General features: G+C 62.8%; 26 protein-coding genes. 13 read left to right on the top strand and 13 right to left on the bottom strand.

The window, feature by feature from the left end:
• Positions 1–71: 71 nt before the first annotated feature.
• On the bottom strand, positions 72–1,151 hold the full coding sequence (locus tag KI243_RS00220; protein ID WP_212810320.1) for an aminopeptidase: 1,080 nt from the start codon (positions 1,149–1,151) through the stop codon (positions 72–74).
• Positions 1,152–1,313: 162 nt separating this feature from the next.
• Here KI243_RS00220 and KI243_RS00215 point away from each other — a divergent pair, with 162 nt between their 5' ends.
• Positions 1,314–1,727 carry a hypothetical protein gene (locus KI243_RS00215; protein ID WP_017129241.1) on the top strand — a complete coding sequence of 138 codons (414 nt, stop codon included), beginning with the start codon at positions 1,314–1,316 and terminating at the stop codon, positions 1,725–1,727.
• A 6-nt stretch (positions 1,728–1,733) separates the two neighbouring features.
• Here KI243_RS00215 and KI243_RS00210 read toward each other — a convergent pair whose 3' ends face one another.
• Positions 1,734–1,973: a DUF1161 domain-containing protein gene (locus tag KI243_RS00210; protein WP_017129242.1), complete on the bottom strand. Its 240-nt coding sequence runs from the start codon at positions 1,971–1,973 to the stop codon at positions 1,734–1,736.
• Between the two features lie 273 nt (positions 1,974–2,246).
• Complete coding sequence (locus KI243_RS00205) at positions 2,247–2,678, bottom strand: OsmC family protein (RefSeq protein WP_017129243.1); 432 nt, start codon at positions 2,676–2,678, stop codon at positions 2,247–2,249.
• Positions 2,679–3,022: 344 nt separating this feature from the next.
• On the opposite strand from KI243_RS00205, the gene KI243_RS00200 reads away from it, so the two are divergent.
• A complete protein-coding gene (locus KI243_RS00200; protein WP_017129244.1) occupies positions 3,023–4,024 on the top strand; it encodes an LLM class flavin-dependent oxidoreductase in 1,002 nt (333 codons plus the stop codon).
• 61 nt (positions 4,025–4,085) lie between these two features.
• On the opposite strand, the gene KI243_RS00195 is transcribed toward KI243_RS00200, so the two are convergent.
• Both KI243_RS00195 and KI243_RS00190 read right to left on the bottom strand, forming a co-directional pair.
• On the bottom strand, positions 4,086–4,319 hold the full coding sequence (locus KI243_RS00195) for a DUF1161 domain-containing protein (RefSeq protein WP_017129245.1): 234 nt from the start codon (positions 4,317–4,319) through the stop codon (positions 4,086–4,088).
• A 134-nt stretch (positions 4,320–4,453) separates the two neighbouring features.
• Positions 4,454–4,669: a dodecin gene (locus KI243_RS00190; protein WP_017129246.1), complete on the bottom strand. Its 216-nt coding sequence runs from the start codon at positions 4,667–4,669 to the stop codon at positions 4,454–4,456.
• 151 nt (positions 4,670–4,820) lie between these two features.
• Here KI243_RS00190 and KI243_RS00185 point away from each other — a divergent pair, with 151 nt between their 5' ends.
• The gene (locus KI243_RS00185) at positions 4,821–5,147 is read left to right on the top strand and encodes a DUF883 family protein (protein WP_017129247.1); all 327 of its coding nucleotides are present in this window, start codon (positions 4,821–4,823) and stop codon (positions 5,145–5,147) included.
• Positions 5,148–5,341: 194 nt separating this feature from the next.
• Here the strand turns inward: KI243_RS00185 and KI243_RS00180 are convergent, their stop codons facing one another.
• The gene (locus KI243_RS00180) at positions 5,342–6,238 is read right to left on the bottom strand and encodes a LysR family transcriptional regulator (RefSeq protein WP_017129248.1); all 897 of its coding nucleotides are present in this window, start codon (positions 6,236–6,238) and stop codon (positions 5,342–5,344) included.
• A 111-nt stretch (positions 6,239–6,349) separates the two neighbouring features.
• Between KI243_RS00180 and trpB the strand changes: the two genes are divergently transcribed.
• From trpB to KI243_RS00155, 5 genes are all read left to right on the top strand, one after another.
• Entirely contained in the window at positions 6,350–7,570 is a 1,221-nt protein-coding gene (trpB, locus tag KI243_RS00175) for a tryptophan synthase subunit beta (RefSeq protein ID WP_017129249.1), read from the top strand.
• On the top strand, positions 7,570–8,379 hold the full coding sequence (trpA, locus tag KI243_RS00170; protein WP_017129250.1) for a tryptophan synthase subunit alpha: 810 nt from the start codon (positions 7,570–7,572) through the stop codon (positions 8,377–8,379). The genes trpB and trpA overlap by 1 nt, the downstream gene beginning before the upstream one ends.
• 208 nt (positions 8,380–8,587) lie before the next feature.
• A complete protein-coding gene (locus KI243_RS00165) occupies positions 8,588–9,496 on the top strand; it encodes a hypothetical protein (protein WP_212810319.1) in 909 nt (302 codons plus the stop codon).
• Positions 9,497–9,595: 99 nt separating this feature from the next.
• The gene (locus KI243_RS00160) at positions 9,596–10,699 is read left to right on the top strand and encodes a hypothetical protein (RefSeq protein WP_212810318.1); all 1,104 of its coding nucleotides are present in this window, start codon (positions 9,596–9,598) and stop codon (positions 10,697–10,699) included.
• A 183-nt stretch (positions 10,700–10,882) separates the two neighbouring features.
• Positions 10,883–11,329, top strand: coding sequence for an anti-virulence regulator CigR family protein (locus KI243_RS00155; protein ID WP_017129252.1), 447 nt, complete (start codon positions 10,883–10,885; stop codon positions 11,327–11,329).
• A 34-nt stretch (positions 11,330–11,363) separates the two neighbouring features.
• On the opposite strand, the gene KI243_RS00150 is transcribed toward KI243_RS00155, so the two are convergent.
• Positions 11,364–11,693, bottom strand: coding sequence for a DOPA 4,5-dioxygenase family protein (locus tag KI243_RS00150; RefSeq protein WP_177087379.1), 330 nt, complete (start codon positions 11,691–11,693; stop codon positions 11,364–11,366).
• A 38-nt stretch (positions 11,694–11,731) separates the two neighbouring features.
• On the bottom strand, positions 11,732–12,682 hold the full coding sequence (locus KI243_RS00145) for a LysR family transcriptional regulator (RefSeq protein WP_017129254.1): 951 nt from the start codon (positions 12,680–12,682) through the stop codon (positions 11,732–11,734).
• 114 nt (positions 12,683–12,796) lie between these two features.
• Here KI243_RS00145 and betC point away from each other — a divergent pair, with 114 nt between their 5' ends.
• The 3 genes from betC to KI243_RS00130 all read left to right on the top strand — a co-directional run bounded on the left by betC (position 12,797) and on the right by KI243_RS00130 (position 16,995).
• Positions 12,797–14,311 carry a choline-sulfatase gene (gene betC / locus KI243_RS00140; protein WP_212810317.1) on the top strand — a complete coding sequence of 505 codons (1,515 nt, stop codon included), beginning with the start codon at positions 12,797–12,799 and terminating at the stop codon, positions 14,309–14,311.
• Between the two features lie 19 nt (positions 14,312–14,330).
• Positions 14,331–15,251: a choline ABC transporter substrate-binding protein gene (choX, locus tag KI243_RS00135; RefSeq protein WP_017129256.1), complete on the top strand. Its 921-nt coding sequence runs from the start codon at positions 14,331–14,333 to the stop codon at positions 15,249–15,251.
• Between the two features lie 175 nt (positions 15,252–15,426).
• A complete protein-coding gene (locus tag KI243_RS00130; RefSeq protein ID WP_212810316.1) occupies positions 15,427–16,995 on the top strand; it encodes a SulP family inorganic anion transporter in 1,569 nt (522 codons plus the stop codon).
• Positions 16,996–17,082: 87 nt separating this feature from the next.
• On the opposite strand, the gene aroE is transcribed toward KI243_RS00130, so the two are convergent.
• Together aroE and hemF are read right to left on the bottom strand one after the other, a co-directional pair.
• Positions 17,083–17,904, bottom strand: coding sequence for a shikimate dehydrogenase (gene aroE, locus KI243_RS00125; RefSeq protein ID WP_017129258.1), 822 nt, complete (start codon positions 17,902–17,904; stop codon positions 17,083–17,085).
• The gene (hemF, locus tag KI243_RS00120) at positions 17,904–18,824 is read right to left on the bottom strand and encodes an oxygen-dependent coproporphyrinogen oxidase (RefSeq protein WP_017129259.1); all 921 of its coding nucleotides are present in this window, start codon (positions 18,822–18,824) and stop codon (positions 17,904–17,906) included. Before hemF ends, aroE begins: the two co-directional genes overlap by 1 nt.
• 171 nt (positions 18,825–18,995) lie before the next feature.
• Here hemF and KI243_RS00115 point away from each other — a divergent pair, with 171 nt between their 5' ends.
• Positions 18,996–19,973: an NADPH:quinone reductase gene (locus KI243_RS00115; protein WP_017129260.1), complete on the top strand. Its 978-nt coding sequence runs from the start codon at positions 18,996–18,998 to the stop codon at positions 19,971–19,973.
• A gap of 147 nt (positions 19,974–20,120) precedes the next feature.
• Here KI243_RS00115 and KI243_RS00110 read toward each other — a convergent pair whose 3' ends face one another.
• From KI243_RS00110 to KI243_RS00100, 3 genes are all read right to left on the bottom strand, one after another.
• The gene (locus KI243_RS00110; RefSeq protein WP_042937003.1) at positions 20,121–20,678 is read right to left on the bottom strand and encodes an L-threonylcarbamoyladenylate synthase; all 558 of its coding nucleotides are present in this window, start codon (positions 20,676–20,678) and stop codon (positions 20,121–20,123) included.
• A 48-nt stretch (positions 20,679–20,726) separates the two neighbouring features.
• Positions 20,727–21,827: a DNA-processing protein DprA gene (dprA, locus tag KI243_RS00105; RefSeq protein ID WP_177087373.1), complete on the bottom strand. Its 1,101-nt coding sequence runs from the start codon at positions 21,825–21,827 to the stop codon at positions 20,727–20,729.
• Between the two features lie 190 nt (positions 21,828–22,017).
• On the bottom strand, positions 22,018–23,040 hold the full coding sequence (locus KI243_RS00100) for a LysM peptidoglycan-binding domain-containing protein (protein WP_177087371.1): 1,023 nt from the start codon (positions 23,038–23,040) through the stop codon (positions 22,018–22,020).
• A 152-nt stretch (positions 23,041–23,192) separates the two neighbouring features.
• Between KI243_RS00100 and def the strand changes: the two genes are divergently transcribed.
• Entirely contained in the window at positions 23,193–23,699 is a 507-nt protein-coding gene (gene def, locus KI243_RS00095; RefSeq protein ID WP_017129264.1) for a peptide deformylase, read from the top strand.
• The last annotated feature ends 32 nt before the right edge of the window (positions 23,700–23,731 follow it).

The following is a 23,731-nucleotide window of genomic DNA, read 5'->3' as shown; positions in this document are numbered from 1 at the left end:
CCCGCTCCCACCGTAGCGCCGGTGTCATGGGCCTGTCTTTGTGGGGGCGGGTTTGCCCGCGAAAGCGCCTTTCAGCCTGGCATCAATTGACGCAACGCCGCCTTGCGCTCGGCGACCGGCAGGCTTCCGAGCCTCTCCACCGCCGTGAAAAACGCCGGCCAATCACCGTTGACCTGCCTGAACAATGCGGCGAAAGCCGGCACCCACTGGTCATAGAGACCGAAGGGCAGCAGCTTGGCGTTGTTCAGCGGCGAGTTGATCCAGGCGTCATAGCGCTTGTCCCCCGCCCACTGCGTCGCCTGCACGCGCCGGTACTCCTGGCGCAGGCGCTCGAATTCGGCGGCCTTGCGCTCGCGCATCTGCTCGGCCGGCAAGGGCAGGGCGTAGAGCGCCTGCAGGCGTTCACGGGTGTGCAGCACCAGTTCGATGAACTGATCCTTCTGCGCCACGTCATTGGCCTTGGCCGGTGGCAAGCCCCGCGCCGCTCGCCATTGGCGCGTGCCTTCCTGCTCGACGAAGTTGGCGTAGGACTCGTTGAACTCGGTGTCGTCCTTCACATAGAAACGCTGGTGCGCCAGCTCATGGAAGATCAGCGTCGCCAGGCGCTCGTCGCCCCAGTTCAGCATCGAGTTGAGAATCGGATCGTCGAACCAGCCCAGCGTCGAGTAGGCCTCGACGCCGCCAATGTACACATCCAGGCCCTGCTGGCGTTGCAGGGCGGCTTCGCCCCGGGCCGCGCCCTGGTCGTAGTAACCGCGATAGGCCACGCAGCCGGCGATGGGGAAACAGTGGCTCTGCGGGGTCAGGGAAAACTCCGGCGTGGCGAAGACATTCCAGACCACATAGGGCCGCTTGATATCGACATACAGGCGGTAACTGCGGTTATCCGGCAGATGCAGCCGCTGGCTGGCGAAAGTCCGCGCCTCCTGGGAATGCACCAGGTGCTCGCGCAGCCTGGGATCGCGGCTCGGATCGGCGATCACCGCGGCGACCGGCTCCCGGGCCCGCAACAGGCTCAACTGCCCACCGGCCAACTGGCTGTAATAACTCACGCTGCTGCAACCGCCGACCAGCAAAAGCAGGAGGCCGGCGAGCGCGGGACGTAAAATGGGCGTGAGTCGCCCAGGGGCTGAGCACCACCTGTGCACCATGGGGAAGTCTTCCGGTCGGGGTTTGCTGCAAGACTATCGCGTGGGGCGGAAAATAATCATGAATGATTGTCGAGGGTCAGGTGTTCACCGGATGTTGGCCAAGGCGACCCGAGGCATCGATCACGGGTATGCTGAACCTCATATCACCGAGCGAAATCCATCATGCGCAAGCTTCTTTCCCTCCTTGCCCTCGCCAGCCTTGGCGGCTGCGTCAGCCCATTGCCGGCGGTCGACCCGCAAATGGCCTGGATCGACGTGGGTACCCGTACCGGCACCCTGGTCATGGCCGAAAGCGTGGATAAAAAACGCCTGGATGACGGGCGCTTCTTCCAGGTCACCCCCGGTGCCCATGAACTGACCGTGCGTTTCGACTTCGATGTGTATGTCGGCGGCATGGCGATGAACACCGATCCACTGGAGCGCATCTGCTACATCACGGTGCCCTACGATCACTTCGAAGCCGGTCGGCGTTATCGCCTGGAAGGCGTTGCCCTGGGCTTCCAGGCCAATGCCCGGCTCTACAACGACAAGGGCGAACAGATCGCCGGCGACCGTACGGTGCTGTGCATGCCGTAGCCGGCCTCAGATATCGTTCTTCTGGTAGATGATTGCCTTGGTGCCGTTTTCGCAGGTCCCGACCACCATGGCGACGTCATGCTTCTCGGCCTCCTCCTTGGAGACGATCTCCAGGGTGTAGGACGGCACGGCGTTGGCCTGGATCTTGACCTCGATCTCTTTCCTCAGCTCCTCGCAGTCCTTGGGGGCCGCCAGGGCCGACGCAGCCAGTGCACAACAGAAAAATCCCAGGGCGATGCGTTTCATGGTCAGGCTCCTTCGCGGCAACGCGTCGCAAGGGCGTACGCACTGGGTTGCCACACCAGATTGGACCACAACCGGGCGAGCCAAGTTCTGACCCAGCTCACAGTTGCGCAAACCCGGGTATTTGCTTGGCAATGTTACCCAGGGGAAGGTACTCGGGGAGCATGTGGGAGCGGGCTTGCCCGCGAAGCTTTTTCTGGCTTCAGGTGCCTCTTCGCGGCAAGCCCGCTCCCACATGCAAGGCCCCATTGCACAGGGCCAATCGATCTTTCACTCTCAGCCCAGCAAGGTCGCATCCAGCGAAATCTTCGCGTTCAGGACCTTGGATACCGGGCAACCTTCCTTGGCCTTCCGGGTCAGCTCATCGAACTGCTGCTGGCTGGCGCCGGGGATTTTCGCCTTGAGGATCAGGTGCACCGCGGTAATCGCAAAACCGCCGTCGACCTGATCCAGCGTTACCTCCGCTTGGGTATCGATGCTGTCCGCCTTGAGCCCGGCCTCACCGAGGATCATCGACAGGGCCATGGAAAAGCAGCCCGCGTGGGCCGCGCCGATCAGTTCCTCGGGATTGGTGCCCCGACCGCCTTCGAAGCGGGCCTTGAAGCCATAGGGCGCCTCACGCAGCACGCCGGTTTCCGTGGAGATGGAGCCGATGCCGGTTTTCAGGTCGCCTTCCCAATGAGCCGATGCTTTCTTCGTGATACTCATAGCTGCCTCCTCAAAAGCCGGCGCGAGGGTTCGCGCCGAACCTAGGGTTCTGAGGATAGTCGGCCCTGCAAAGTTCACCCTGTCGTGATGATCGTGCCCACGCTCCAGCGTGGGAACGCCTCTCCGGACGCTCCGCGTCCGCTTTGTGACGCGCAATTTCATGGCTGCATGCCCACGCGGAGCGTGGGGACGATCCGGACTGGCAATAGCCATCTGCGTTTTTTGCAGGCTAAAAATTCCGCCTGCTCTTGAAACTCGGGTATATGCCCATATTGCCAAGAATACATTGCCAGGTATTTCGCCACGCGACGGAAGCCTGTGCCCCAAGAAGGAGTAGCAGGCTTATGAAGCGACTGTCCGACGTCAAGTTTTCCACCCTCGACCTGGTGCCCGTGCGCCAGGACGGCAGCCCGGGGCAATCCCTGCGCAACTCGCTGGACCTGGCCCGGCACGTAGAAAAATTCGGCTACACCCGCTTCTGGGTCGCCGAGCACCACAACATGGACGGTATCGCCAGTTCGGCCACGTCCGTGCTGCTGGGCTACCTGGCCGGTGGCACCTCGACCATCCGCGTCGGTTCTGGCGGCGTGATGCTGCCCAACCATGCGCCGCTGGTGATCGCCGAGCAGTTCGGCACCCTGGCCAGCCTGTATCCGGGCCGGATCGACCTGGGCCTGGGCCGTGCCCCCGGCTCCGACCAGATGACCGCCCGCGCCCTGCGCCGCGAGCGTTCGGGCAGCGCCGACGACTTCCCGGAAGATGTCGCCGAACTGATGAAGTACCTCGGCCCGCGCACCCCGGACCAGCGGGTGATCGCCATGCCGGGCACCAACACCAACGTGCCGGTCTGGCTGCTCGGTTCGAGCCTGTTCAGCGCACAACTGGCCGGCGAACGCGGCTTGCCCTATGCCTTCGCCTCGCATTTCGCCCCGCGCTTCATGCACGAGGCGATCCGGGTGTACCGCAACCACTTCAAGCCGTCCGAAGTCCTCGACAAGCCCTACGTGATGCTCGGCGTGCCGCTGGTGGCCGCCGATACCGACGAGCAGGCCGATTACCTGGCGACCTCGGTGTACCAGCGCATCCTCGCGCTGATGCGCGGCCAGAGCCTGGTCCAGCGACCGCCGGTGAAGACCATGGACGGCCTGTGGCTGCCCCATGAGCGCGAGGCGGTCGGAGATTTCCTCGGTCTGGCGATGGTCGGCAGCCCGTCGAAAATCCGCGCGAAGCTGGACGTGCTGATCGAGCAGACCCAGGCCGATGAGCTGATCTTCACCTGCGACCTCTACGAGCATGCCGACCGGCTGCATTCCTACGAGTTGCTGGCGCAGGTGATGAAGGGCTGAAGCGTTATCGACGCCCATGAAAAAGCCGGCGCGCTGCGCCGGCTTCGATACCCCCGCGGACTTAACCGCGCTTGTAGGTCACAACCTTGGTGCCACCTTCACAAGTGCCGACGATCCGCCCATTCGCGCCTGCTTCACCGGTCGCCCGGTCGACGATCTGCAGCGAATAACCATGGACGCCTTTGGCCTCAAGCTTGTCCTTGATCTCCCTTTCCAGTTCATCACACGACTTACCCGCAGCAAGGGTGGTGCCCGCAATGCTCAGCAAACCTACCGCCAATAGAAGTTTTTTCATCGCTCGCATTCCCTGGTCGAATCAAAAAAAGTGCGTCGGCTTTTGGGCGACGCACATGAGGCTAGATAGAGCCTTCTGTATAGCAATCAATATGGCAGTCGGCCAGTGTGGAAGTTCAAAAGGCCAGTATCTGTTCAGCTATTGGCGATCCTGAAGCCGACTTTCAACGTGACCTGAAAATGCGCCGCCTTGTTGTCCTTGATATGGCCGCGGGTGTCGAGCACCTCGAACCACTCCAGGTGCTTGATGCTCTTGCCGGCCTCGGCCAGGGCGTTGTTGATCGCCTCTTCGATACTGTTGGGCGACGAACCGACCAGTTCGATTTTCTTGTAGGTGTGATGATCACTCATGGCGTTCTCCTGGGCTCTCGGGGGCTGTAGACACAGCCTAGCAGTGATTTCCCGGATGGCCCGGAGCAGGCGGGCGACAGATTTTCTGCACTTTCGCAAACCCGTGCAGTCCCAATCCTCACACGCCACTCATCACTGCAGGAGAGCCAACATGGCCAGTTCATCATTACGTAAAGCTTCGTTGCAAAGCATGGAAGCCGAGATCGAGAGCCTGCTCAAGTCTCTGGAAAGCCTCAAGGACGACGCCTCGGACGAGTCGCGCAAAACCCTCAAGGCCCTCAAGAGCAATGCCGAGAGCGCCCTGCGGCACTCCCGTCACCTGCTCAGCGACGCCTACGAAGAGGTCAAGGTCAAGACCCGCGAAACCGGGATCGCCACCCGCGACTACGCCCAGGAACACCCGTGGACGACCGCCGGTGTCGCGGTCGGTGCCCTCGGCCTGCTGGCCGCCTACCTGTTGTGCAAACGCGGGGATTGAGCGACACGCCTGACGCCCTTGTGGGAGCCGACTTGCCGGCGATGGGGGCCTCGGCCTGCCGTGCAAACGCGGTGACCAGACTGAACGCGCGCCCTTGTGGGAGCCGGCTTGCCGGCGAAGGGGGCCTTGAGCCTTGCACCGCCTTTGCGGACGCCATCGCCGGCAAGCCGATTCCTGCATAAGGTCCGGTGCTGTCAGCTAACGCTGTTTTCCAGCTCGGTCTTGAGCCATTGCGCCAACTGCCCGGCGCGCCCGTCCGCGGCGCGCCGGGGCAGCCACAGCGCCAGTCGTCCGGGCGTTTCGTCGAAGCCCCAGGGCGCCACCAGGCGACCGGCCCGCAGGTCGTCCGCCACCAGCGGCTGCGGCGCGATCGCCACGCCCAACCCCGCTACCGCCGCCTCGAGCAGATAGTACAGATGCTCGAATCCCTGCCCGTATTTCAGCTGCGTCGCCTCGATGCCGTTTTGCCGTGCCCAGCTGGGCCAGGCCTGTGGCCGCGAGGTGGTGTGCAACAGCGGCTCGCCCACCAGTTCCCGTGCCGGCGCCTCGAGCAAGGCCGCGTAGCGGGCGAAGTGCGGGCTCATCACCGGCCCGATGCGCTCGCTCGCCAACTCGTGGACCTGCATATCCGCCGGCCATGGCGGCTCGGCGAACAGCAGCAGGGCATCGAGCCCCGGCTTGCGCGGGTCGAGATCGCCTTCGCCCGCCGACAGGTGCAGGCGCAGGTCCGGCAGGTCGGCATTCAGGCGGCCGAGACGCGGGATAAACCAGCGCGCCAGCAGGCTGCCGGAACACCCCAGGACAAACGGCGCATCCACCGAATCCCGGGTCAGCTCGGCGCACACCGCCCGCAGGCGCTCGAAAGCCTCGGCGCTGGCGTCGCGCAGGCGAATGCCGGCATCTGTGAGTTTCAGGCCGCGTCCATCCTTGACGAACAGGCTCAGCCCCAAGTGTTCCTCAAGGACTTTCAACTGCCGGCTGACCGCGCCGTGAGTCACGTGCAGTTGTTCGGCGGCCTGGCTGACACTGTTCAGCCGGGCCGTGGCCTCGAAGGCGCGCAAGGCATTGAGCGGGGGCAGGTCGCGGCTCATGGTATCTGTGAGTTTTCCTGACAGGTTACGGCAATCTTATCGGTTTTCATCCGGGCCTGTCATGGTTAGAGTGAACCCATCGCTTGTTCAATCGCCCACCTGGAGCCTCCCATGACCCAGTCCAACCTGCGCAACGGCCCCGACGCCAACGGCCTGTTCGGCGCATTCGGCGGCCGCTACGTGGCCGAAACCCTGATGCCGCTGATCCTCGACCTGAATCGTGAATACGAAGCCGCCAAGACCGATCCGGCGTTCATCGAGGAACTGGCCTACTTCCAGCGCGATTACGTCGGTCGTCCAAGCCCGCTGTATTTCGCCGAACGCCTGACCGAACACTGCGGCGGCGCGAAGATCTATCTCAAGCGCGAAGAGCTGAACCACACCGGCGCCCACAAGATCAACAACTGCATCGGCCAGATCCTGCTGGCGCGGCGCATGGGCAAGAAACGCATCATCGCCGAGACCGGCGCCGGCATGCACGGCGTGGCCACCGCCACCGTGGCCGCGCGCTTCGGCCTGGACTGCGTGATCTACATGGGCACCACCGACATCGAGCGCCAGCAGGCCAACGTGTTCCGCATGAAGCTGCTGGGCGCCGAAGTGATTCCGGTCGTGGCCGGTACCGGCACCCTGAAGGACGCGATGAACGAAGCCCTGCGCGACTGGGTGACCAACGTCGACAGCACCTTCTACCTGATCGGCACCGTCGCCGGTCCACACCCGTATCCGGCCATGGTCCGCGACTTCCAAGCCGTGATCGGCAAGGAAACCCGCGACCAGCTCCAGGCCCAGGAAGGGCGCCTGCCCGACAGCCTGGTGGCGTGCATCGGCGGTGGCTCCAACGCCATGGGCCTGTTCCACCCGTTCCTCGATGACACCAGCGTCGAAATCATCGGCGTCGAAGCCGCCGGCCACGGTATCGAGACCGGCAAGCACGCGGCCAGCCTGAACGGCGGCGTACCGGGCGTGCTGCACGGCAACCGGACCTTCCTGCTGCAGGACGACGACGGCCAGATCATCGACGCCCACTCGATTTCCGCCGGCCTCGACTACCCCGGCATCGGCCCGGAACACGCCTGGCTGCACGATATCGGTCGCGTCCAGTACACCTCGGTCACCGATGACGAAGCCCTGGCCGCGTTCCACCAGTGCTGCCGCCTCGAAGGCATCATCCCGGCCCTGGAAAGCGCCCACGCCCTGGCCGAAGTCTTCAAGCGCGCACCGACCCTGCCCAAGGATCACCTGATGGTGGTCAACCTGTCCGGTCGCGGCGACAAGGACATGCAAACCGTCATGCACCACATGCAGCAATCCCAGCAGGAGAAACACTGATGAGCCGCCTGCAAACGCGCTTTGCCGAGCTGAAACAACAGAACCGCGCCGCCCTGGTGACCTTCGTCACCGCCGGCGATCCGGGTTATGACACGTCCCTGGCGATCCTCAAGGGCCTGCCCAGGGCCGGTGCCGACGTGATCGAACTGGGCATGCCCTTCACCGATCCGATGGCCGACGGCCCGGCGATCCAGCTGGCGAACATCCGCGCCCTGGCCGCCAAACAGAACCTGGCGAAAACCCTGCAGATGGTTCGCGAGTTCCGCGTCGACAACACCGAGACCCCGCTGGTGCTGATGGGTTACTTCAACCCGATCCACCACTACGGCGTGCCGCGCTTCATCGCCGACGCCAAGGCCGCCGGTGTCGATGGCCTGATCGTGGTCGACCTGCCGCCGGAACATAACGGCGAGCTGTGCGACCCGGCACAGGCCGCCGGCCTGGACTTTATCCGCCTGACCACGCCGACCACCGACGACGCGCGCCTGCCCACCGTGCTCAACGGCAGTTCCGGCTTCGTCTACTACGTGTCGGTGGCGGGCGTGACCGGTGCCGGCTCGGCGACCCTGGAACACGTCGAAGAGGCGGTGAGCCGCCTGCGTCGCCACACCGACCTGCCGATCAGCATCGGCTTCGGCATCCGTACCCCGGAACAGGCCGCGGCCATCGCCCGGCTGGCGGACGGCGTGGTGGTCGGATCGGCGCTGATCGACCATATCGCCAACGCCACCAGCGACGAACAGGCCGTCGATGGCGTGCTGAGCCTCTGCGCGGCACTGGCGCAAGGGGTGCGCACCGCACGCCACTGACCCATCGGGTCACAGGCAATACCCGAAAGGCCTCGGCGCTACAGCGCCGAGGCCTTTTTTCACGAGTGAATAAGCCGGCCATTGCCTCGGTGTGCGTTTATTGAAAGCGCTGAGGGACAAAAGTGGCTGAGCATCTTCTGCTTGTCTTTCATGTCCGCTCGGAGAATGAAAGACATCCATAATGGAATAGGGCAGAGGAGTTTATAAAATGGGTCCAGGTTCAATATCTACCGCAGGCGCGGTTCAAAATACTGAGTGGTTCAGTCAGTCAGGGAGCATAAAGCGCACCGAATTTGATGCCGAGTTCAAGGTTAACCAAGGTAATATAAAGCTTCTTGAAAGACTGGTAAAAGAGGTCAGTGAAGTTCAAAACAAAAAAGGTGGCGGCTACCTCCGTTTTAATAAAGACAACGGCGGTCTGTATTTCAGCCCCAATAGAAGCATATTGGAAACGCTCAAGCTCCGTGATGGCGGTGCCTCAGAAGCACCTCAATTCATGAAAGACTTTAAGCTCGCCGAGTTTGGCAAAAAAATAAAATGCATCACCATTCAGAAGAATCTCAGAGAATGCTTGGATCTTCACAGAAACCGTAGTAAAGAACTGAGAGAGGGTCTTGTTGAAATCGACGCCGCCCAGCAGAAAAAGCTAAGATCGGTCTCAGCTGAGAGCCTGAAAAATGATGCATTCAATTCTCCAAACTCCATCTCGCCGTCAGACACAGGTATCGATTCGGACGCTGCCTCTGGCACCGCGCCGATCCCAAAGCCACGTAAAAGAGTTATGGATAGAAGCCTGAGCGATCCTGCCAATAGCCCACAAGCCAAACCGGAGCAGTCAGTGTTTGGTCTGTCTAATAGCGATCCAATAGCCAATGACGCTGTGCACCAAAATTCGCTGAAAGAGCAACCCGTCAAACGTAGTGCTTCGGAAGTCGGCACGAGCTCTACACCCATTCGACCACCACGATTCATAGATGGTCTGAAAGACTTGAAGAAAAGCCAGAGCCCCTCTACAAACGAGACAATCGAACCAACGCGGCTCCAGGTCAACCAACTGAAAGCTTTCTGGGAAAACAAAAGCAAGGAAGGTTCGACAGAGCTAACGGGTAAGCAGTAACCCATAAAGCTTTTCGAAAAATAAAAAGGGGGGGAAAGCCATTATCTTTGGTAATGGTTGTTCCCGCCCGTTTTTCACTTCCCGATAAAAGGGTTGAATATGCCATTCAGAATCGGAAGCCGTAATATTCAGGACATACTGAGCGCCCCTCAGGACCTCAAGAAATGCCAAGACAAGATCAGTAATCTGGTGGCAGGGCTAGAACATGTCCGTAACCGCGAAAGGATAATCGTCGAACAAGAAAAGCGCATCGTTGAACACAGGGCCATTGCCAGCGAGCTGAAAGGTGCCGTAGCCGATGCCAGATCACGCTGCAAGTCCTATCGGAAATATACATCCTTCTGGAAATTGAGCGAGAACACACGCCCTTTCGTTCGCCATAAAAATAATCAGATATATATAACCCCACGAAAAGGAGTAAAGATATATTGGGCAGAAAAACTTGACAGAGCGTTCAACACTCAACTAACTGTCGCCCCCTCAAAGTATGACGGTGGATACAATCAGGCCTCTGCCAAGATAAGCCAGCTTAATGAGTACCTGGGAGCGAGAATCGATGGTGTCGAAAAAAGAACACCTATCGATATTCTTGAAGAGATATCCAACGTCAATATACAGCGCAGGGCATTGGAAAAAAACGAAACCTGCATGCACAAGCATGAAAATGCCTTGGATAAGAAATACCTGAAAGAACAAAAGTACCAGGAGCGGGTGGCTATTAAACAGGAGATGACCCAGGCCGCTTTCCATCTATTCGTCGAACCGGGCACCGTCGACTACTTGAACAGGGAAGCAGATAAAAAGCCGAAACTTCCAGAGATTCTAAAAAATGTTTCTCGTAACGATATCATACAACTTTTGAATGACGGGTTTTCGGATCGCACTTCGGAATCGACAAGCACCTATCGCTATGAGACGTGTTTATCCAAAAAGGAAATCAATCTGTACAAAAACCGGATAGGCGACAAGGGCTCCGTTCTCATCGACAAATTCATGCCGGTAGAGCCCGCCCCCTCAGCCGGGAAGGATACCAATGTCGTGCTCATTATCGAGGGCGCTCCCAGTGAGGCCGAGGCCGGCGGCAGCCGCTACAAGGTATTCAGACATGGTTGCAGGTACATTCCCGAGGCGGTGAAAGTCGAGGACGATGGCAAGACTCACATTCACCTGCGGCAGGTAAGGAGCTCGATGGCCAAGGGTTGAATCCGAGGGCGTTACTTCCTGTTTTCGACGTTGTGGATAACCACCGCAGTCGGCCAAGGTAAAGTTCCTGATACAAAGGAATCTATGCTTTCGCACGCAGACTAAACAGCAAGACCCAGGAGGTTTGAAGCCCTGTCTTCAAACCTCTTTTCGCTGTATTGGCTGTATGTGAGGAATACCCCGATGAAAATGCCCAAACGCCTGGTTGCCGGTCTTGGCGTGCTGATGCTCGGTGCCAGTTCGCTGCTGCAAGCGGCACCGCAGGATGACGGACGCGGTCCGGATCACGATCGCGGCGGTCATGGCCAACAGGAGCAGGGAAGAGGCCCCGACCGGGGCCCGGGGGAGCAGAACTGGCGCCGTCCGCCACAGGATTTCGGCCCGGTTCGCCAGATCATCCATGATGACCGCGAACACTTCACCCGTGGCGCGCCACCACCGCCAGGCATCCGTGTCGTGCGCGGCCAGCCACTGCCCCACGGGTACTACGGCGAACGCCTGGACCCACGCGCCGTGGCGCGCCTGCCGGCCTACCATGGCTATGAGTGGCGCCGGGTCGGCGGCGATGTCGCGCTGATCGAGGTGGGCACGGGGATCGTCTATGAGGTGCTCAACAGCGTGCTCTATTGATCTGATCGCCTACCACGATCCCTTGCAGGCGGGATCACCGGAATATCGACAGGTCCAGCGGCCGTATCGCGCCCATCCAGATCGCATGGTCGCTGTGATCCGCCCGATCATCGCCGGTCAACGGGTGCAGGAACACCACCAGGCCCTTGCGATGGAGCGCCAGCCACGGCAGGACGACGCCTATGTACTCGGCGTCGAAGGCCAGCTGGCAGCTCCAGTCCGGATGCGGCCCCACCGGACGCTCATGCATGCGCCCCATTCGCAACGGAAAGGTCGCCGCCGCCAGCTCGCACAGTTCACGGGCCTGATCGATGGTCGAAGCATCGAAATAGACATGGGCGTGGTAGCCCTTGATACGTTGCATACCGCTCTCTTTCATTGATCCTCAGTAATGGCTCAACGCTACACCGCAATCGACGGCAATCCCAGTCCCACCAGTGACTGGGCGCTGTTGGCCTGCTCGGCCATCAGCCAGTCGAAAAAGCGCTGGATCAACGGCCCCCGGCGTTTGCGCGGCGGCAGCACCACGTAATAACCGAAGGTCGAAAGCACCGTCTCGTTGATCGGCCGGCACAACAATCCCTGCTCCAGCAAGTTATCCACAAGGTGCCGCCAGCCGATGGCCACGCCCTGGCCGCCGATCGCCGCCTGGATCAGCAACGTGTAGTTGTCGAAGCGCAGCTGCCCCGGGGCCGGCGCGGTGGTCAGGCCGAGTTCGCGAAAAACCCCGCTCCAGTCGAACCAGTGGCTGCTGTTCTCGCCCTTCAGGTGCAACAACGGGAAATCCAGCAGGCACTGGGTCGACAGCGGTCGCTCGCGGCCCTGGAGCAGTTGCGGGCTGCACACCGGGAACACTTCCTCGCTGAACAGCCAATGGCTCTCGCCCTGCTTGAAACGCCCCTGGCCAAACAGCACCGCCACGTCGATATCGGTGCGCAGCATGTTGTGGCTGCGCTCGCTGGTCACCAGGCTGACATCGACCTGCGGATTGGCCGCGTGGAAGCGGTGCAGGCGCGGCATCAGCCAGTAGGCGGCAAAGGCGAAGTCGGTGGCGACCTGCAACACCTCATGCTGGCTGTGGGCAGTCACCGCGCTCAGGCCACTGTCGATGCTCTGCAAGCCGGCCTGCACCTGCTCGAACAGGATCGAGCCGGCCTCGGTCAGCTCGATGCCACGGTAGATGCGGTCGAACAGGCGCGTCGCCAGCTGTTCTTCCAGGCGCTTGATCTGCTGGCTGATGGCCGGCTGGGTGGTGCCCAGTTCCACCGCTGCCGCGGTAAAGCTGCGATGACGGGCTGCCGCTTCGAAAACCCGGAGCATGTCGAGGGACAGGTCACCCAACGCATCAAACATAAGCTGTACTTATCCTAGTCATTGTGTGGCATGGGCTTTACCGCACATGGCGTGGACCACATGCTGGATCGCAGCACTATCGCATAACAATTCACTATGGAATGCCGCGACACCATGAAGCGCAAGAACATTCTCTTCATCATGGCCGATCAAATGGCCGCGCCCCCGTTGCCGTTCTACGGTCCGTCGCCGATCAAGCTGCCCAACCTGGACCGCCTGGCCGCCGACGGCGTGGTATTCGACTCCGCCTACTGCAACAGCCCGTTGTGCGCACCTTCGCGCTTCACCCTGGTCAGCGGTCAGTTGCCGAGCAAGATCGGCGCCTATGACAACGCCGCCGATTTCCCCGCCGATGTGCCGACCTATGCCCACTACCTGCGTCGCCTCGGCTACCGCACCGCGTTGTCGGGCAAGATGCACTTCTGCGGGCCGGACCAGTTGCACGGTTATGAAGAACGCCTGACCAGCGACATCTACCCGGCCGACTACGGCTGGGCGGTGAACTGGGACGAGCCGGACGTACGCCCCAGCTGGTACCACAACATGTCCTCGGTATTGCAGGCCGGGCCCTGCGTGCGCACCAACCAGCTGGACTTCGACGAGGAGGTGGTGTTCAAGGCCCAGCAGTATCTGTTCGACCATATCCGTGAAGACGGCGACCAGCCGTTCTGCCTGACCGTGTCGATGACCCATCCGCACGACCCGTACACCATTCCCAGGGCGTTCTGGGACCTGTACCGCGACGAGGATATCCCGCTGCCGCAGACCCCGGCCCAGGACAGTCTCGACCCGCATTCGCAACGCCTGCTCAAGGTCTACGACCTGTGGGACAAGCCGCTGCCCGTGGACAAGATCCGCGATGCCCGCCGGGCCTACTTCGGCGCCTGCAGCTACATCGACCATAATGTCGGCAAACTCCTGCAGACCCTCGAAGACACCGGCCTGGCCGACGACACCATCATCGTGTTCTCCGGCGATCACGGCGACATGCTCGGCGAGCGCGGCCTCTGGTACAAGATGCACTGGTTCGAGATGGCCGCGCGGGTGCCGCTGCTGATCAGCGCACCGGGGCAATTCGCCGCCGCACGGGTCAGCGCCGCGGTCTCCACCGCCGACCTGCTGCCGACCCTGGTGGAACTGGCCGGTGGCAACCTGAACGAGCGACTGCCGCTGGACGGCCGTTCGCTGCTGCCGCATCTGCGAGGCGAGGGCGGGCACGACGAAGTGTTCGGCGAATACATGGCCGAAGGCACCATCAGCCCGTTGATGATGATTCGCCGCGGCGCCTACAAATTCATCTACAGCGAAGACGATCCCTGCCTGCTCTTCGATGTCCACAACGATCCGCGGGAGGAGGAAGAACTCAGCCAGTCACCGCGGCACCAGACGCTGTTCAACGACTTCCTGGCCGAAGCCCGGGCGAAATGGAATATCCCGGCGATCCACCAACAGGTGCTCGCCAGTCAGCGACGCCGGCGTTTCGTCGCCGACGCCCTGACCCTCGGAAAGCTGAAGAGCTGGGACCACCAGCCGATGGTAGACGCCAGTCAGCAATACATGCGCAACCATATCGACCTCGACGATCTGGAGCGCAAGGCTCGTTATCCACAACCCTGCCAAAACCAATAACGAACACAAGGGGAAGGCCATGAAAAAGTTATCCACAGTACTGACCGCCGGGCTGCTGGCCGTGAGCAGCCTGGGCGCGTACGCCGAGCAGAGTTGCGACACGGTGAAGATGGCCGATCCGGGCTGGAGCGATATCGCCGCGACCAACGCCATCACCAGCCTGCTGCTCGACGGCCTGGGCTACAAGGCCAAGGTCGACACCCTGGCGGTGCCGATCACCTACGGCGGCCTCAAGGACGGCCAGGTCGACGTGTTCCTCGGCAACTGGATGCCGGCGCAACAGGGCTTCTACGACAAGTTCGTGGCCAGCGGCGATGTCACCCAGCTGGCGAAGAACCTCGAAGGTACCGAGTTCACCCTGGCAGTCCCGGACTACGTCTGGGACGCGGGTGTGCATAACTTCGCCGACCTCAACAAATACGCCGACAAGTTCGACAAGAAGCTCTACGGCATCGGCTCCGGCGCGCCGGCCAACGCCTCACTGGCGGAGATCATCAAGAAGAACGAGTTCGACCTGGGCCAGTGGAAACTGGTGGAGTCCAGCGAACAGGCGATGCTGGCCGAGGTGGCCCGCTCGGTGAAGAAGCAGAAGTTCGTGGTCTTCCTCGGCTGGACCCCGCACCCGATGAACGTGCAGATGAAGATGCACTACCTCAAGGGCGGCGAGAAATATTTCGGCGATACCGGCAGCGTCTACACCGTGACCCGCAAGGGTTATGCACAGGCCTGCCCGAACGTCGGCAAGTTGCTGAGCAACCTGAGCTTCACCCAGGACATGGAAAACAGCATCATGGCCGAGGTGGCGAACAAGAAGCTGAGCAATGCCGATGCGGCCAGGGCCTGGATCAAGGCCAATCCGGCGGTGCTGGACAAATGGCTGGACGGCGTCAAGACCGCCGATGGCCAGGATGCGTTGCCGGTGGTGAAAGCCAAGCTCTGACGCGCTTCCCGACACACCGCAGGCCTCAATGTGGGAGCGGGCTTGCCCGCGAAGCTTTTCAGCGGCCTCAACGGCCGCTGCGCGGGAATGCCCGGCTTCTGCAGGCGCGCGGGCGCCCTCGCGGTTGTCACAAATCCCCTTCACCCTGACGCCGACTCAACCAACCGAGAGACCCATGGGCTGGACCAACCGCCACAAAATCCTGCCATTTCTCAGCTGGCTGCCCCGGCAAACCCGCACCAGCGTCCGCCGTGACCTGGTGGTGGGGCTCAGCGGCGCCATTCTCGCGCTGCCACAATCCGTCGCCTACGCCCTGATCGCCGGCCTGCCGCCGGAATACGGGCTGTACGCGGCGATCATTCCGGTGCTGATCGCTTGCCTCTGGGGCTCGTCGTGGCACCTGATCTGCGGCCCCACCGCCGCGATCTCCATTGTCCTGTTCGCCAGTGTCAGCCCACTGGCGGTGCCCGGCAGCCAGGACTACATCACCCTGATCCTGCTGCTGACCTTTATCGCCGGCATCTTCCAGTGGCTCCTGGGCATGCTGCGTTTCGGCGCCCTGGTGAACTTCGTCTCCCATTCGGTGGTGCTCGGCTTCACCCTGGGTGCCGCCGTGGTCATCGCCCTGGGACAGTTGCCCAACCTGCTGGGCATCGACGTGGCGAACCAGGCCACCGCCCTCAACAGCCTGCTGGCGCTGGTACGGCATGTCGGCGAGCTGGATCGCCCGTCGCTGGCCCTCGGGCTCGGCACGCTGCTGGTCGGCCTCGGGCTCAAGTCGCTGCTGCCGCGCTGGCCGACCCTGCTGATCACCCTGGTCCTCGCCAGCCTGCTGGTCTGGTTGTGGCCGGGGATGTTCGGCCATGTGCAGCTGGTCAAGGGCTTCGCCGGGCGCCTGCCGCCGTTCAGCCCGCTGCCGCTGGATATCGAGACGGTCCTGCGGCTGCTGCCCAGTGCCGTCGCCGTGGGCATGCTCGGACTGGTGACCAGCCTGTCGATCGCCCGGTCGCTGTCCGCACGCTCCCAGCAATTGCTCGACGCCAACCAGGAAGTCCGCGCCCAGGGCCTGTCGAACATTGTCGGCAGCCTGTTTTCCGGCTACCTGTCCGCCGGCTCGTTCACCCGCGCCGCCCTGAGCTACGAAGCCGGGGCCTGCTCGCCGCTGGCCGGGGTGTTCTCGGCGTTATGGGTGGCGTTGTTCGCGGTGTGCGGCTCGGCGCTGATCGCCCATATTCCGATTCCGGCCATGGCCGGCAGCATTTTGCTGATCAGTTGGGGCCTGGTGGATCATCGCGGGATCCGCGCGCTGTTCCGGGTCAGTCATGCCGAGTTCGCGGTGATGGCCCTGACCTGCGTGGCGACCTTGCTCCTGGAATTGCAGACGGCGATCTATGCCGGGGTGCTGGCGTCGCTGTTCTTCTACCTCAAGCGCACTTCGCAACCCCGGGTGCAGCATTGGCGCGATGGCGACGAGGATGTGCTGCGGGTCGGCGGGTCGATCTTCTTCGGCGCCAGCCATTACCTGCAGGTACGCCTGCAACGGCTGCATGGCCCGCGGGTGGTGATCGAGGCGCAGCAGATCAACTTCATCGACTATTCCGGGGTGGAAATGCTGCACCAGGAAGCCCGGCGCCTGGCGCGGGACGGGCGCAGCCTGACCCTGAGAAAGGCACGGGTCCCGGTGATCGAGGAACTGGTCAAGCTGGAGGGTGTGGATAAGTGCCCGATCCGCTTCGAGGACTGAACACACTTGTCCCCCCAGACACTCATCCTGTGGGAGCGGCGTTCCGACAAGCCCGCTCTCACAGGTTTCAGTTCAAACGGTTTCGGTTCAAAGGGCCAGCAGGCGCCGCAGCTCCGCCAGCACCGGCGCCGTGTCCGGGCGCACGCCACGCCACAGCAGGAAGGCTTCCGCCGCCTGCTCGGCCAGCATGCCCAGGCCATCCATCGCCACGGCCGCGCCCTGTGCGCTGGCCCAGCGGCAGAACGCGGTCGGCTCCTTGCTGTACATCATGTCGTAGCAGAAGGTCTTGCCCGGCTCGATCAGGCTCGGCGCAATCGGCGGCACATCGCCCGACAGGCTGGCCGAGGTGGCGTTGATGATCAGGTCGACCGGTTCGCGCAACCAGTCGAAGCCGCTGGCGGACACCGGCCCCAGGTCGGCGAACAGTTCGGCCAGCAACTCGGCTTTCTCGACGGTGCGGTTGGCGATGATCACGGACGCGGGCTGCTGCGCCAGCAACGGCTCCAGGACCCCGCGCACCGCGCCACCGGCACCCAGCAACAGGATGCGCTTGCCCTGCAGGCTGAAGCCGGCATTCACCGTCAGGTCGCGGACCAGCCCGGCACCGTCGGTGTTGTCGCCCAGCAGGCTGCCATCGGCCAGCTTGCTGAGGGTATTCACCGCTCCCGCGCGCTGCGCCCGTGGCGTCAGGCTGGCGGCCAGGCGAAAGGCCTCTTCCTTGAACGGCACCGTGACGTTGGCGCCGCGACCGTCCTGGAAGAACGCCCGGGCACAGCCGGAAAAGTCATCCAGCGGCGCCAGCAGGGTGCTGTAGTCCAGTTGCTGGGCGGTCTGTTCGGCGAACAGACGGTGGATCAGCGGCGACTTGCTGTGGCCGATGGGGTTGCCGAAGACGACATAACGATCCATCAGGCAGCCCCCTGCGCCAACCAGTCGCGATCCTGCAGGAAGTAGTCGGTCAGGCGTGCCTCTTCGCTGCCCGGAACGGCTTTCCAGTCATAGCCCCAGCGCACTTGTGGCGGCAGCGACATCAGGATCGATTCGGTGCGCCCGCCCGATTGCAGGCCGAACAGGGTGCCGCGGTCATAGACCAGGTTGAATTCCACGTAACGGCCACGGCGGAACTCCTGGAACTCGCGCTGCTGTTCGGTCCAGGCCGCCGCCTTGCGCCGCTGCACGATGGGCAGGTACGCCTCGATATAGGCATCGCCGATGGCACGCATGAAGGCGAAGCTGGTGTCGAAGTCCCACTCGTTCAGGTCGTCGAAGAACAGGCCGCCGATGCCCCGTGGCTCGTTGCGGTGCTTGATATGGAAATAGCTGTCGCACCAGGCCTTGTAGCGCGGGTAGACATCCGCCCCGAACGGCGCGCAGGCCTGCTCGGCCACGCGGTGCCAGTGCACGCAGTCCTCTTCGTTGCCGTAGTAGGGCGTCAGGTCGAAGCCGCCACCGAACCACCAGACCGGTTCTTCACCGGCCTTTTCGGCGATGAAGAACCGCACGTTGGCGTGGGACGTCGGCACATGGGGGTTGTGCGGGTGAATCACCAGGGACACCCCCAGCGCCTCGAAACCGCGCCCGGCCAGCTCGGGCCGGTGGGCACTGGCGGACGGCGGCAGGCCGCTGCCGAAGACGTGGGAGAAATTCACCCCGCCTTTCTCGATGACCTCGCCGTTCTCGATCACCCGGGTCCGGCCACCGCCGCCGGCGGGGCGCGTCCAGGCATCCTCGACGAAGCGCGAACCGCCATCTTCGGCTTCCAGCGCAGCGCAGATACGGTCTTGCAGGTCGAGCAAATAGGCTTTAACGGCCTCGGTGCGGGTAGTCATGGCATCACCTTGAATCGGGCAAAGCTACGCGGCACGTCGGGCGGCCGGCGGCAAGGGGGGGCGTAGCATAACACTGCCCTCGCCACCGTCGCAGTTGACGAAGGTCAAACGAAGGAGTCCGATAGACCCTTCGCGCAGCCTCAAGATGAAAACTGCCCAAGGAGAGTATCGATGGCCAAACGCATCCAGTTCCGTGCCCATGGTGGCCCCGAAGTCCTCGAATATGTCGACTACACCCCCGCCGAGCCGGGCCCGCAGCAGGTACGGGTACAGAACAAGGCCATCGGCCTGAATTTCATCGACACCTACTGGCGCAGCGGCCTGTATGCACCGCCGAGCATGCCGTCCGGGCTGGGTGGCGAGGGCGCGGGCATCGTCGACGCGGTGGGTAGCGAAGTCACCGGGTTCAAGGTCGGCGACCGCGTCGCCTATGGCACCGGACCGCTGGGCGCCTACAGCGATTTCCACCTGTTGCCGGCGGCCCACCTGGTCAAACTGCCCGAACAGATCAGCTTCGAACAGGCGGCGGCCGTCATGCTCAAGGGCCTCACGGTGCAGTACCTGCTGCGCCAGACCCATGAGCTCAAGGCCGGCGAAACCGTGCTGTTCCACGCCGCGGCCGGCGGGGTCGGGGCCTTGGCCTGCCAGTGGGCCAAGGCCATCGGGGCGAAGCTGATCGGTACCGTGAGCTCGCCGCAGAAGGCGGCCTATGCCAAGTCCCTCGGGGCCTGGGAGACCATCGACTACAGCCATGAAGACGTGGCGAAGCGGGTGCTGGAGCTGACGGACGGCAAGAAGGTCCCGGTGGTCTATGACGGGGTCGGCAAGGACACCTGGCTGACGTCCCTCGACAGCCTGGCGCCACGGGGCCTGCTGGTGAGCTTCGGCAACGCCTCCGGGGCGGTGGACGGCGTCAACCTGGGTATCCTCGCGGCCAAGGGCTCGCTGTACGTGACCCGGCCGACCCTGGGCACCTACGCCAGCAACCCGCGGCAACTGCAGGCCATGGCCGATGAGTTGTTCGGGCTGATTATCGGCGGGCAGTTGAAGATCGAGATCGGCGCACGCTACAGCCTGGCCGAGGCGGCCAAGGCGCAGACCGAGCTGTCGGCGCGGCGGACCACTGGCTCGACGGTGCTGTTGCCTTAGGAGCGAGGCACCCGCACCGATCGTTCCCACGCTCCGCGTGGGAATGCCTCTTGGGGCGCTCCGCGTCCGCTGTTGTGACGCAGAGCGTCAGGGGCTGCATTCCCACGCAGAGCGTGGGAACGATCAATGAATCTGCTCACACCGGACTCAGGCCGGGCGCACCACCTTGCCGGTCGCCAGGTCACGGATCAGGCTCGGGTTCTTGCGCCCGCCGAGGCGGCCACCCAGCACCAGGTCGAGCTGGCCGCGGAAATACTGCTCCACTCGCAGACGGGTCTTCGCCGCAGGGCGCCCTTGCGGGTTGGCGGAAGTGGAAATCAGCGGCCCCACCAGCGAACACAGGTCGCGTACCAACGGATGATCACTCACCCGCAGTGCCACGGTGTCGTGCTGGCCGGTCACCCATTCCGGCAACAGATCCTGATGCGGCACCAGCCAGGTATTGGGCCCCGGCCAGGTGCTGGCCATGCGATCGAGCCAGGTTTCCGGAAAGTCTTCGAACAGGAAATCGAACTGCCGGATATTGTCGGCGACCAGGATCAGGCCCTTGTCCACCGAGCGATTCTTGATCGCCAGCAGCCGATCTACCGCCTCTTCGTTCCAGGGATCGCAGCCCAGGCCCCAGACCGCCTCGGTTGGATAGGCAATCACCGCTCCTGCGCGAACTTCTCGTGCGGCTTCTTGCACACGCCAACTCTTGACCATTGCTCGTTTCTCCGGATTCAACGCTGCTCGCAGTTTACTCAGGTACGGCTACCTCATGCGAGCTAACCAGCGTCCGCCTTCATTGGCAACCCGGCCTTCCAGTTCCAGCTCGGTCAGGCTCGCCAGCACCCGCGACAGGTTCCAGCCACAGGCCAGCGCCAGGCCTTCGCTGGTGTGCGGCGCCGCGTGCAGCAAGGCCAGCAGCGGGTGATCGGAGGCGGCGGACGGCGTGCTGGCGGCAACCCGCTGCCAACCGCGCAGGTTCTGCAGGATATCGTCGACCGTCTCCACCAGCACCGCGCCATCGCGGATCAACTGGTGACAGCCCCGCGCACCGGGATGGTGGATGGAACCGGGAATCGCGTAAACCTCGCGGCCCTGTTCCGCCGCGAGCCGGGCGGTGATCAGCGAGCCGCTGGCGACACTGGCCTCCACCACCAGCACGCCAAGGGACAAGCCGCTGATGATCCGGTTGCGCCGGGGGAAGTTGCCCGGATGCGGCGGGGTATCCAGGGGGAACTCGGAAACCACCGCACTGCCGCGCTCGATCATGGCCTGCGCCAGCGTCCGGTGGCGCTGTGGATAAAAATTCCCGAGGCCGGTGCCGAGCACGCCGATGGTCAGCCCGCCGACATCCAGCGCGGCCTGATGGACAGCGCCGTCGATGCCCAGGGCAAGGCCGCTGGTGATGACAAAACCGGCTCCGGCGAGGCTGCGGGAGAACGCCGTGGCAGTGTCCATGCCCGGCTTCGAGGCACGCCGACTGCCGACCAGCGCCAGTTGCGGCTTGTCCATGATCGTCGGGTCACCGGCCACGAACAGCAGCGGCGGGGCATCGTCCACCTCGGCGAGCAAGGCCGGATAATCAGCCTGGTCCCACATCAGCAGATGCTGGTTCGAGCGCTCTAGCCAGCCCAATGCAGCGCTGGCACCGTCGCGCACGGCAGGGCTGCGGCGGGCCTCGGCACTGCTTGCGGGCAACCCCAGCGAACGCCAGGCGGCGGCGGGCGCGCTCAGGGCGGAAGAGGCCGAGCCAAAGGTTTCGATCAGCGTGCGAAAGCGCCTCGGACCGATATCCGGCAGGCGATGCAGGCGCAGGCGGGCTTCCAGTTCCGCCGGCGACAGGGAGGGACTCACAGACAGCGACATTCGATCATCCTTGATCCGTGGCGGTCGTGATCCGGCAGGAACAAGCTGTGGATAACTCTGTGAGTAACCTGTTTAGCCTGCTAACGAAATCCGCCCAAGCTGAAGACACCTGTAGGAGCTGGCTTGTCAGCGATAGCGATGCAAGATTCACCACAGTCATCGCTGGCAAGCCAGCTCCCACAGACAGGCATTACGGATTGCGCACCTTGTCCAGCACTGCCAGCGACCGCGTGGCATTGAGTACCAAACCATAGCTGAGCTTTTCGTAGGTGCGGAACACCATCAGCAGACCCGAACGCTCGTCGGGAATCTTCACCGGCTGCCCGGTGACGCGGTCGCGAACCGTCTCGCCGGTCTTGTACACCGCGAGAACATTGCCTTCGGCCAGTCCATCGCGGCGGCCCTTGTCGATCGTGACCACGTCCATGACCCCGATCTGTGTAACACCTCGTGGCACATCTATGATCACGCCGCTGATCTGCGCCTGGGGAGCGCTGGGCATGAAGGTCGAGGTGATCGGCCGTTCCTCGCTGACGAACAGCCGGTCGCCGAGACGCACTTCCTCGGTGGTGCGGCGCAGCGTCAGGGTGCCGACATCGCCTTCGGTCGCCAACAGCTCGCCCGTGCCGACGTCGTCGGCGTTGATGCCGAGGAACTCCTTGGTCTGCGGATCCGTGTAGACCTTGCCCTGGCGGAACAGGCCATACACCGAATGCGTCGGGTCGAACGCGCCACGGGCATAGATCCGGTCGCCCATGCCGCTGAGCACCCGCTCGTTGCTACCGGCGAGGATATACGGGGCTTTTTTGAAGTCTTCGGGGCTGTCGACGATGCGGTTGCTCAGCAGGAACGCGTTGATCTTTTCCAGTGGAATGCTGGGGATCGCGTCCGCCACCGGCGAACTGCGCACCTGCGGCGACAGCTTGATGGTGCCGCGCGAAGCGCCGCGCTCGACTACCAGCCGCGGCTGGCCGTCGACGAACTGCAGCGTCAGGATGTCGCCCGGGTAGATCAGGTCCGGATTGGCGATCTGTGGGTTGGCGTGCCAGATTTCCGGCCACTTCCAGGGTTCGCGGAGAAATTTCCCGGAAATGTCCCAGAGTGTGTCGCCACGCACCACGGTATAGCGCTGTGGATAACCGTCCTTGAGTTGCACTTGCGCCTGCACGACACCGGTAAAGGCCAGCAGCAGGGCGAGTAGTGTTTTCCTCATGCAGTGAATCCCTTTATTATGTGCCTTCGCGTGAAACGCCAGAGCCCCCGCGGCTCGCTCCCAGGGAGAACGTTTTACAACGGTAGCCGAATCCCGCCGGGATATTCGGCAGCCGTCTCTGACTTTACCTCACATGTGCAGCAATTACGCCTATGGCCATTTTAAACATCCTCGAATTTCCAGACGCGCGCCTGCGCACCATCGCCAAGCCCGTGGCCGTGGTGGACGACAAGGTGCGGCAACTGATCGATGACATGTTTGAAACAATGTATGAAGCCCCGGGCATCGGCCTGGCGGCCACCCAGGTCAACGTGCATCAACGTATCGTGGTCATGGACCTGAGCGAAGATCGCAGCGAGCCACGGGTGTTCATCAACCCCGAGTTCGAACCGCTGACCGACGAAATGGGCGAGTACCAGGAAGGCTGCCTGTCGGTGCCGGAGTTCTACGAGAACGTCGAACGCCCGACACGCGTACGGATCAAGGCCCTGGACCGCGACGGCAAGCCGTTCGAACTGGAGGCCGATGGCCTGCTGGCGGTGTGCATCCAGCATGAATGCGATCACCTCAACGGCAAGCTGTTCGTCGATTACCTGTCCACGCTCAAGCGCGACCGGATCAAGAAGAAGCTGGAAAAGAAACACCGCCAGAACGCCTGATCCCTTCATCCCAAAGGCTTGCTGCGGCAAGC

The organism is Pseudomonas sp. Ost2, assembly GCF_018326065.1.
Classification (GTDB): Bacteria; Pseudomonadota; Gammaproteobacteria; order Pseudomonadales; family Pseudomonadaceae; genus Aquipseudomonas; species Aquipseudomonas gingeri.
This window is presented reverse-complemented; position numbering and strand designations above follow the sequence as displayed.

Coding starts and splice junctions, on each gene's coding strand:
- KI243_RS00205 (WP_017129243.1), bottom strand. CDS start 2,678: ATGAGTATCACGAAGAAAGCATCGGCTCATTGGGAAGGCGACCTGAAA.
- choX (WP_017129256.1), top strand. CDS start 14,331: ATGAAAAAGTTATCCACAGTACTGACCGCCGGGCTGCTGGCCGTGAGC.
- KI243_RS00160 (WP_212810318.1), top strand. CDS start 9,596: ATGCCATTCAGAATCGGAAGCCGTAATATTCAGGACATACTGAGCGCC.
- KI243_RS00185 (WP_017129247.1), top strand. CDS start 4,821: ATGGCCAGTTCATCATTACGTAAAGCTTCGTTGCAAAGCATGGAAGCC.
- aroE (WP_017129258.1), bottom strand. CDS start 17,904: ATGGATCGTTATGTCGTCTTCGGCAACCCCATCGGCCACAGCAAGTCG.
- KI243_RS00130 (WP_212810316.1), top strand. CDS start 15,427: ATGGGCTGGACCAACCGCCACAAAATCCTGCCATTTCTCAGCTGGCTG.
- KI243_RS00215 (WP_017129241.1), top strand. CDS start 1,314: ATGCGCAAGCTTCTTTCCCTCCTTGCCCTCGCCAGCCTTGGCGGCTGC.
- KI243_RS00115 (WP_017129260.1), top strand. CDS start 18,996: ATGGCCAAACGCATCCAGTTCCGTGCCCATGGTGGCCCCGAAGTCCTC.
- KI243_RS00150 (WP_177087379.1), bottom strand. CDS start 11,693: ATGCAACGTATCAAGGGCTACCACGCCCATGTCTATTTCGATGCTTCG.
- KI243_RS00195 (WP_017129245.1), bottom strand. CDS start 4,319: ATGAAAAAACTTCTATTGGCGGTAGGTTTGCTGAGCATTGCGGGCACC.
- KI243_RS00200 (WP_017129244.1), top strand. CDS start 3,023: ATGAAGCGACTGTCCGACGTCAAGTTTTCCACCCTCGACCTGGTGCCC.
- KI243_RS00110 (WP_042937003.1), bottom strand. CDS start 20,678: ATGGTCAAGAGTTGGCGTGTGCAAGAAGCCGCACGAGAAGTTCGCGCA.
- KI243_RS00220 (WP_212810320.1), bottom strand. CDS start 1,151: ATGGTGCACAGGTGGTGCTCAGCCCCTGGGCGACTCACGCCCATTTTA.
- KI243_RS00165 (WP_212810319.1), top strand. CDS start 8,588: ATGGGTCCAGGTTCAATATCTACCGCAGGCGCGGTTCAAAATACTGAG.
- dprA (WP_177087373.1), bottom strand. CDS start 21,827: ATGTCGCTGTCTGTGAGTCCCTCCCTGTCGCCGGCGGAACTGGAAGCC.
- KI243_RS00210 (WP_017129242.1), bottom strand. CDS start 1,973: ATGAAACGCATCGCCCTGGGATTTTTCTGTTGTGCACTGGCTGCGTCG.
- KI243_RS00155 (WP_017129252.1), top strand. CDS start 10,883: ATGAAAATGCCCAAACGCCTGGTTGCCGGTCTTGGCGTGCTGATGCTC.
- betC (WP_212810317.1), top strand. CDS start 12,797: ATGAAGCGCAAGAACATTCTCTTCATCATGGCCGATCAAATGGCCGCG.
- def (WP_017129264.1), top strand. CDS start 23,193: ATGGCCATTTTAAACATCCTCGAATTTCCAGACGCGCGCCTGCGCACC.
- KI243_RS00145 (WP_017129254.1), bottom strand. CDS start 12,682: ATGTTTGATGCGTTGGGTGACCTGTCCCTCGACATGCTCCGGGTTTTC.
- KI243_RS00190 (WP_017129246.1), bottom strand. CDS start 4,669: ATGAGTGATCATCACACCTACAAGAAAATCGAACTGGTCGGTTCGTCG.
- KI243_RS00180 (WP_017129248.1), bottom strand. CDS start 6,238: ATGAGCCGCGACCTGCCCCCGCTCAATGCCTTGCGCGCCTTCGAGGCC.
- trpA (WP_017129250.1), top strand. CDS start 7,570: ATGAGCCGCCTGCAAACGCGCTTTGCCGAGCTGAAACAACAGAACCGC.
- trpB (WP_017129249.1), top strand. CDS start 6,350: ATGACCCAGTCCAACCTGCGCAACGGCCCCGACGCCAACGGCCTGTTC.
- KI243_RS00100 (WP_177087371.1), bottom strand. CDS start 23,040: ATGAGGAAAACACTACTCGCCCTGCTGCTGGCCTTTACCGGTGTCGTG.
- hemF (WP_017129259.1), bottom strand. CDS start 18,824: ATGACTACCCGCACCGAGGCCGTTAAAGCCTATTTGCTCGACCTGCAA.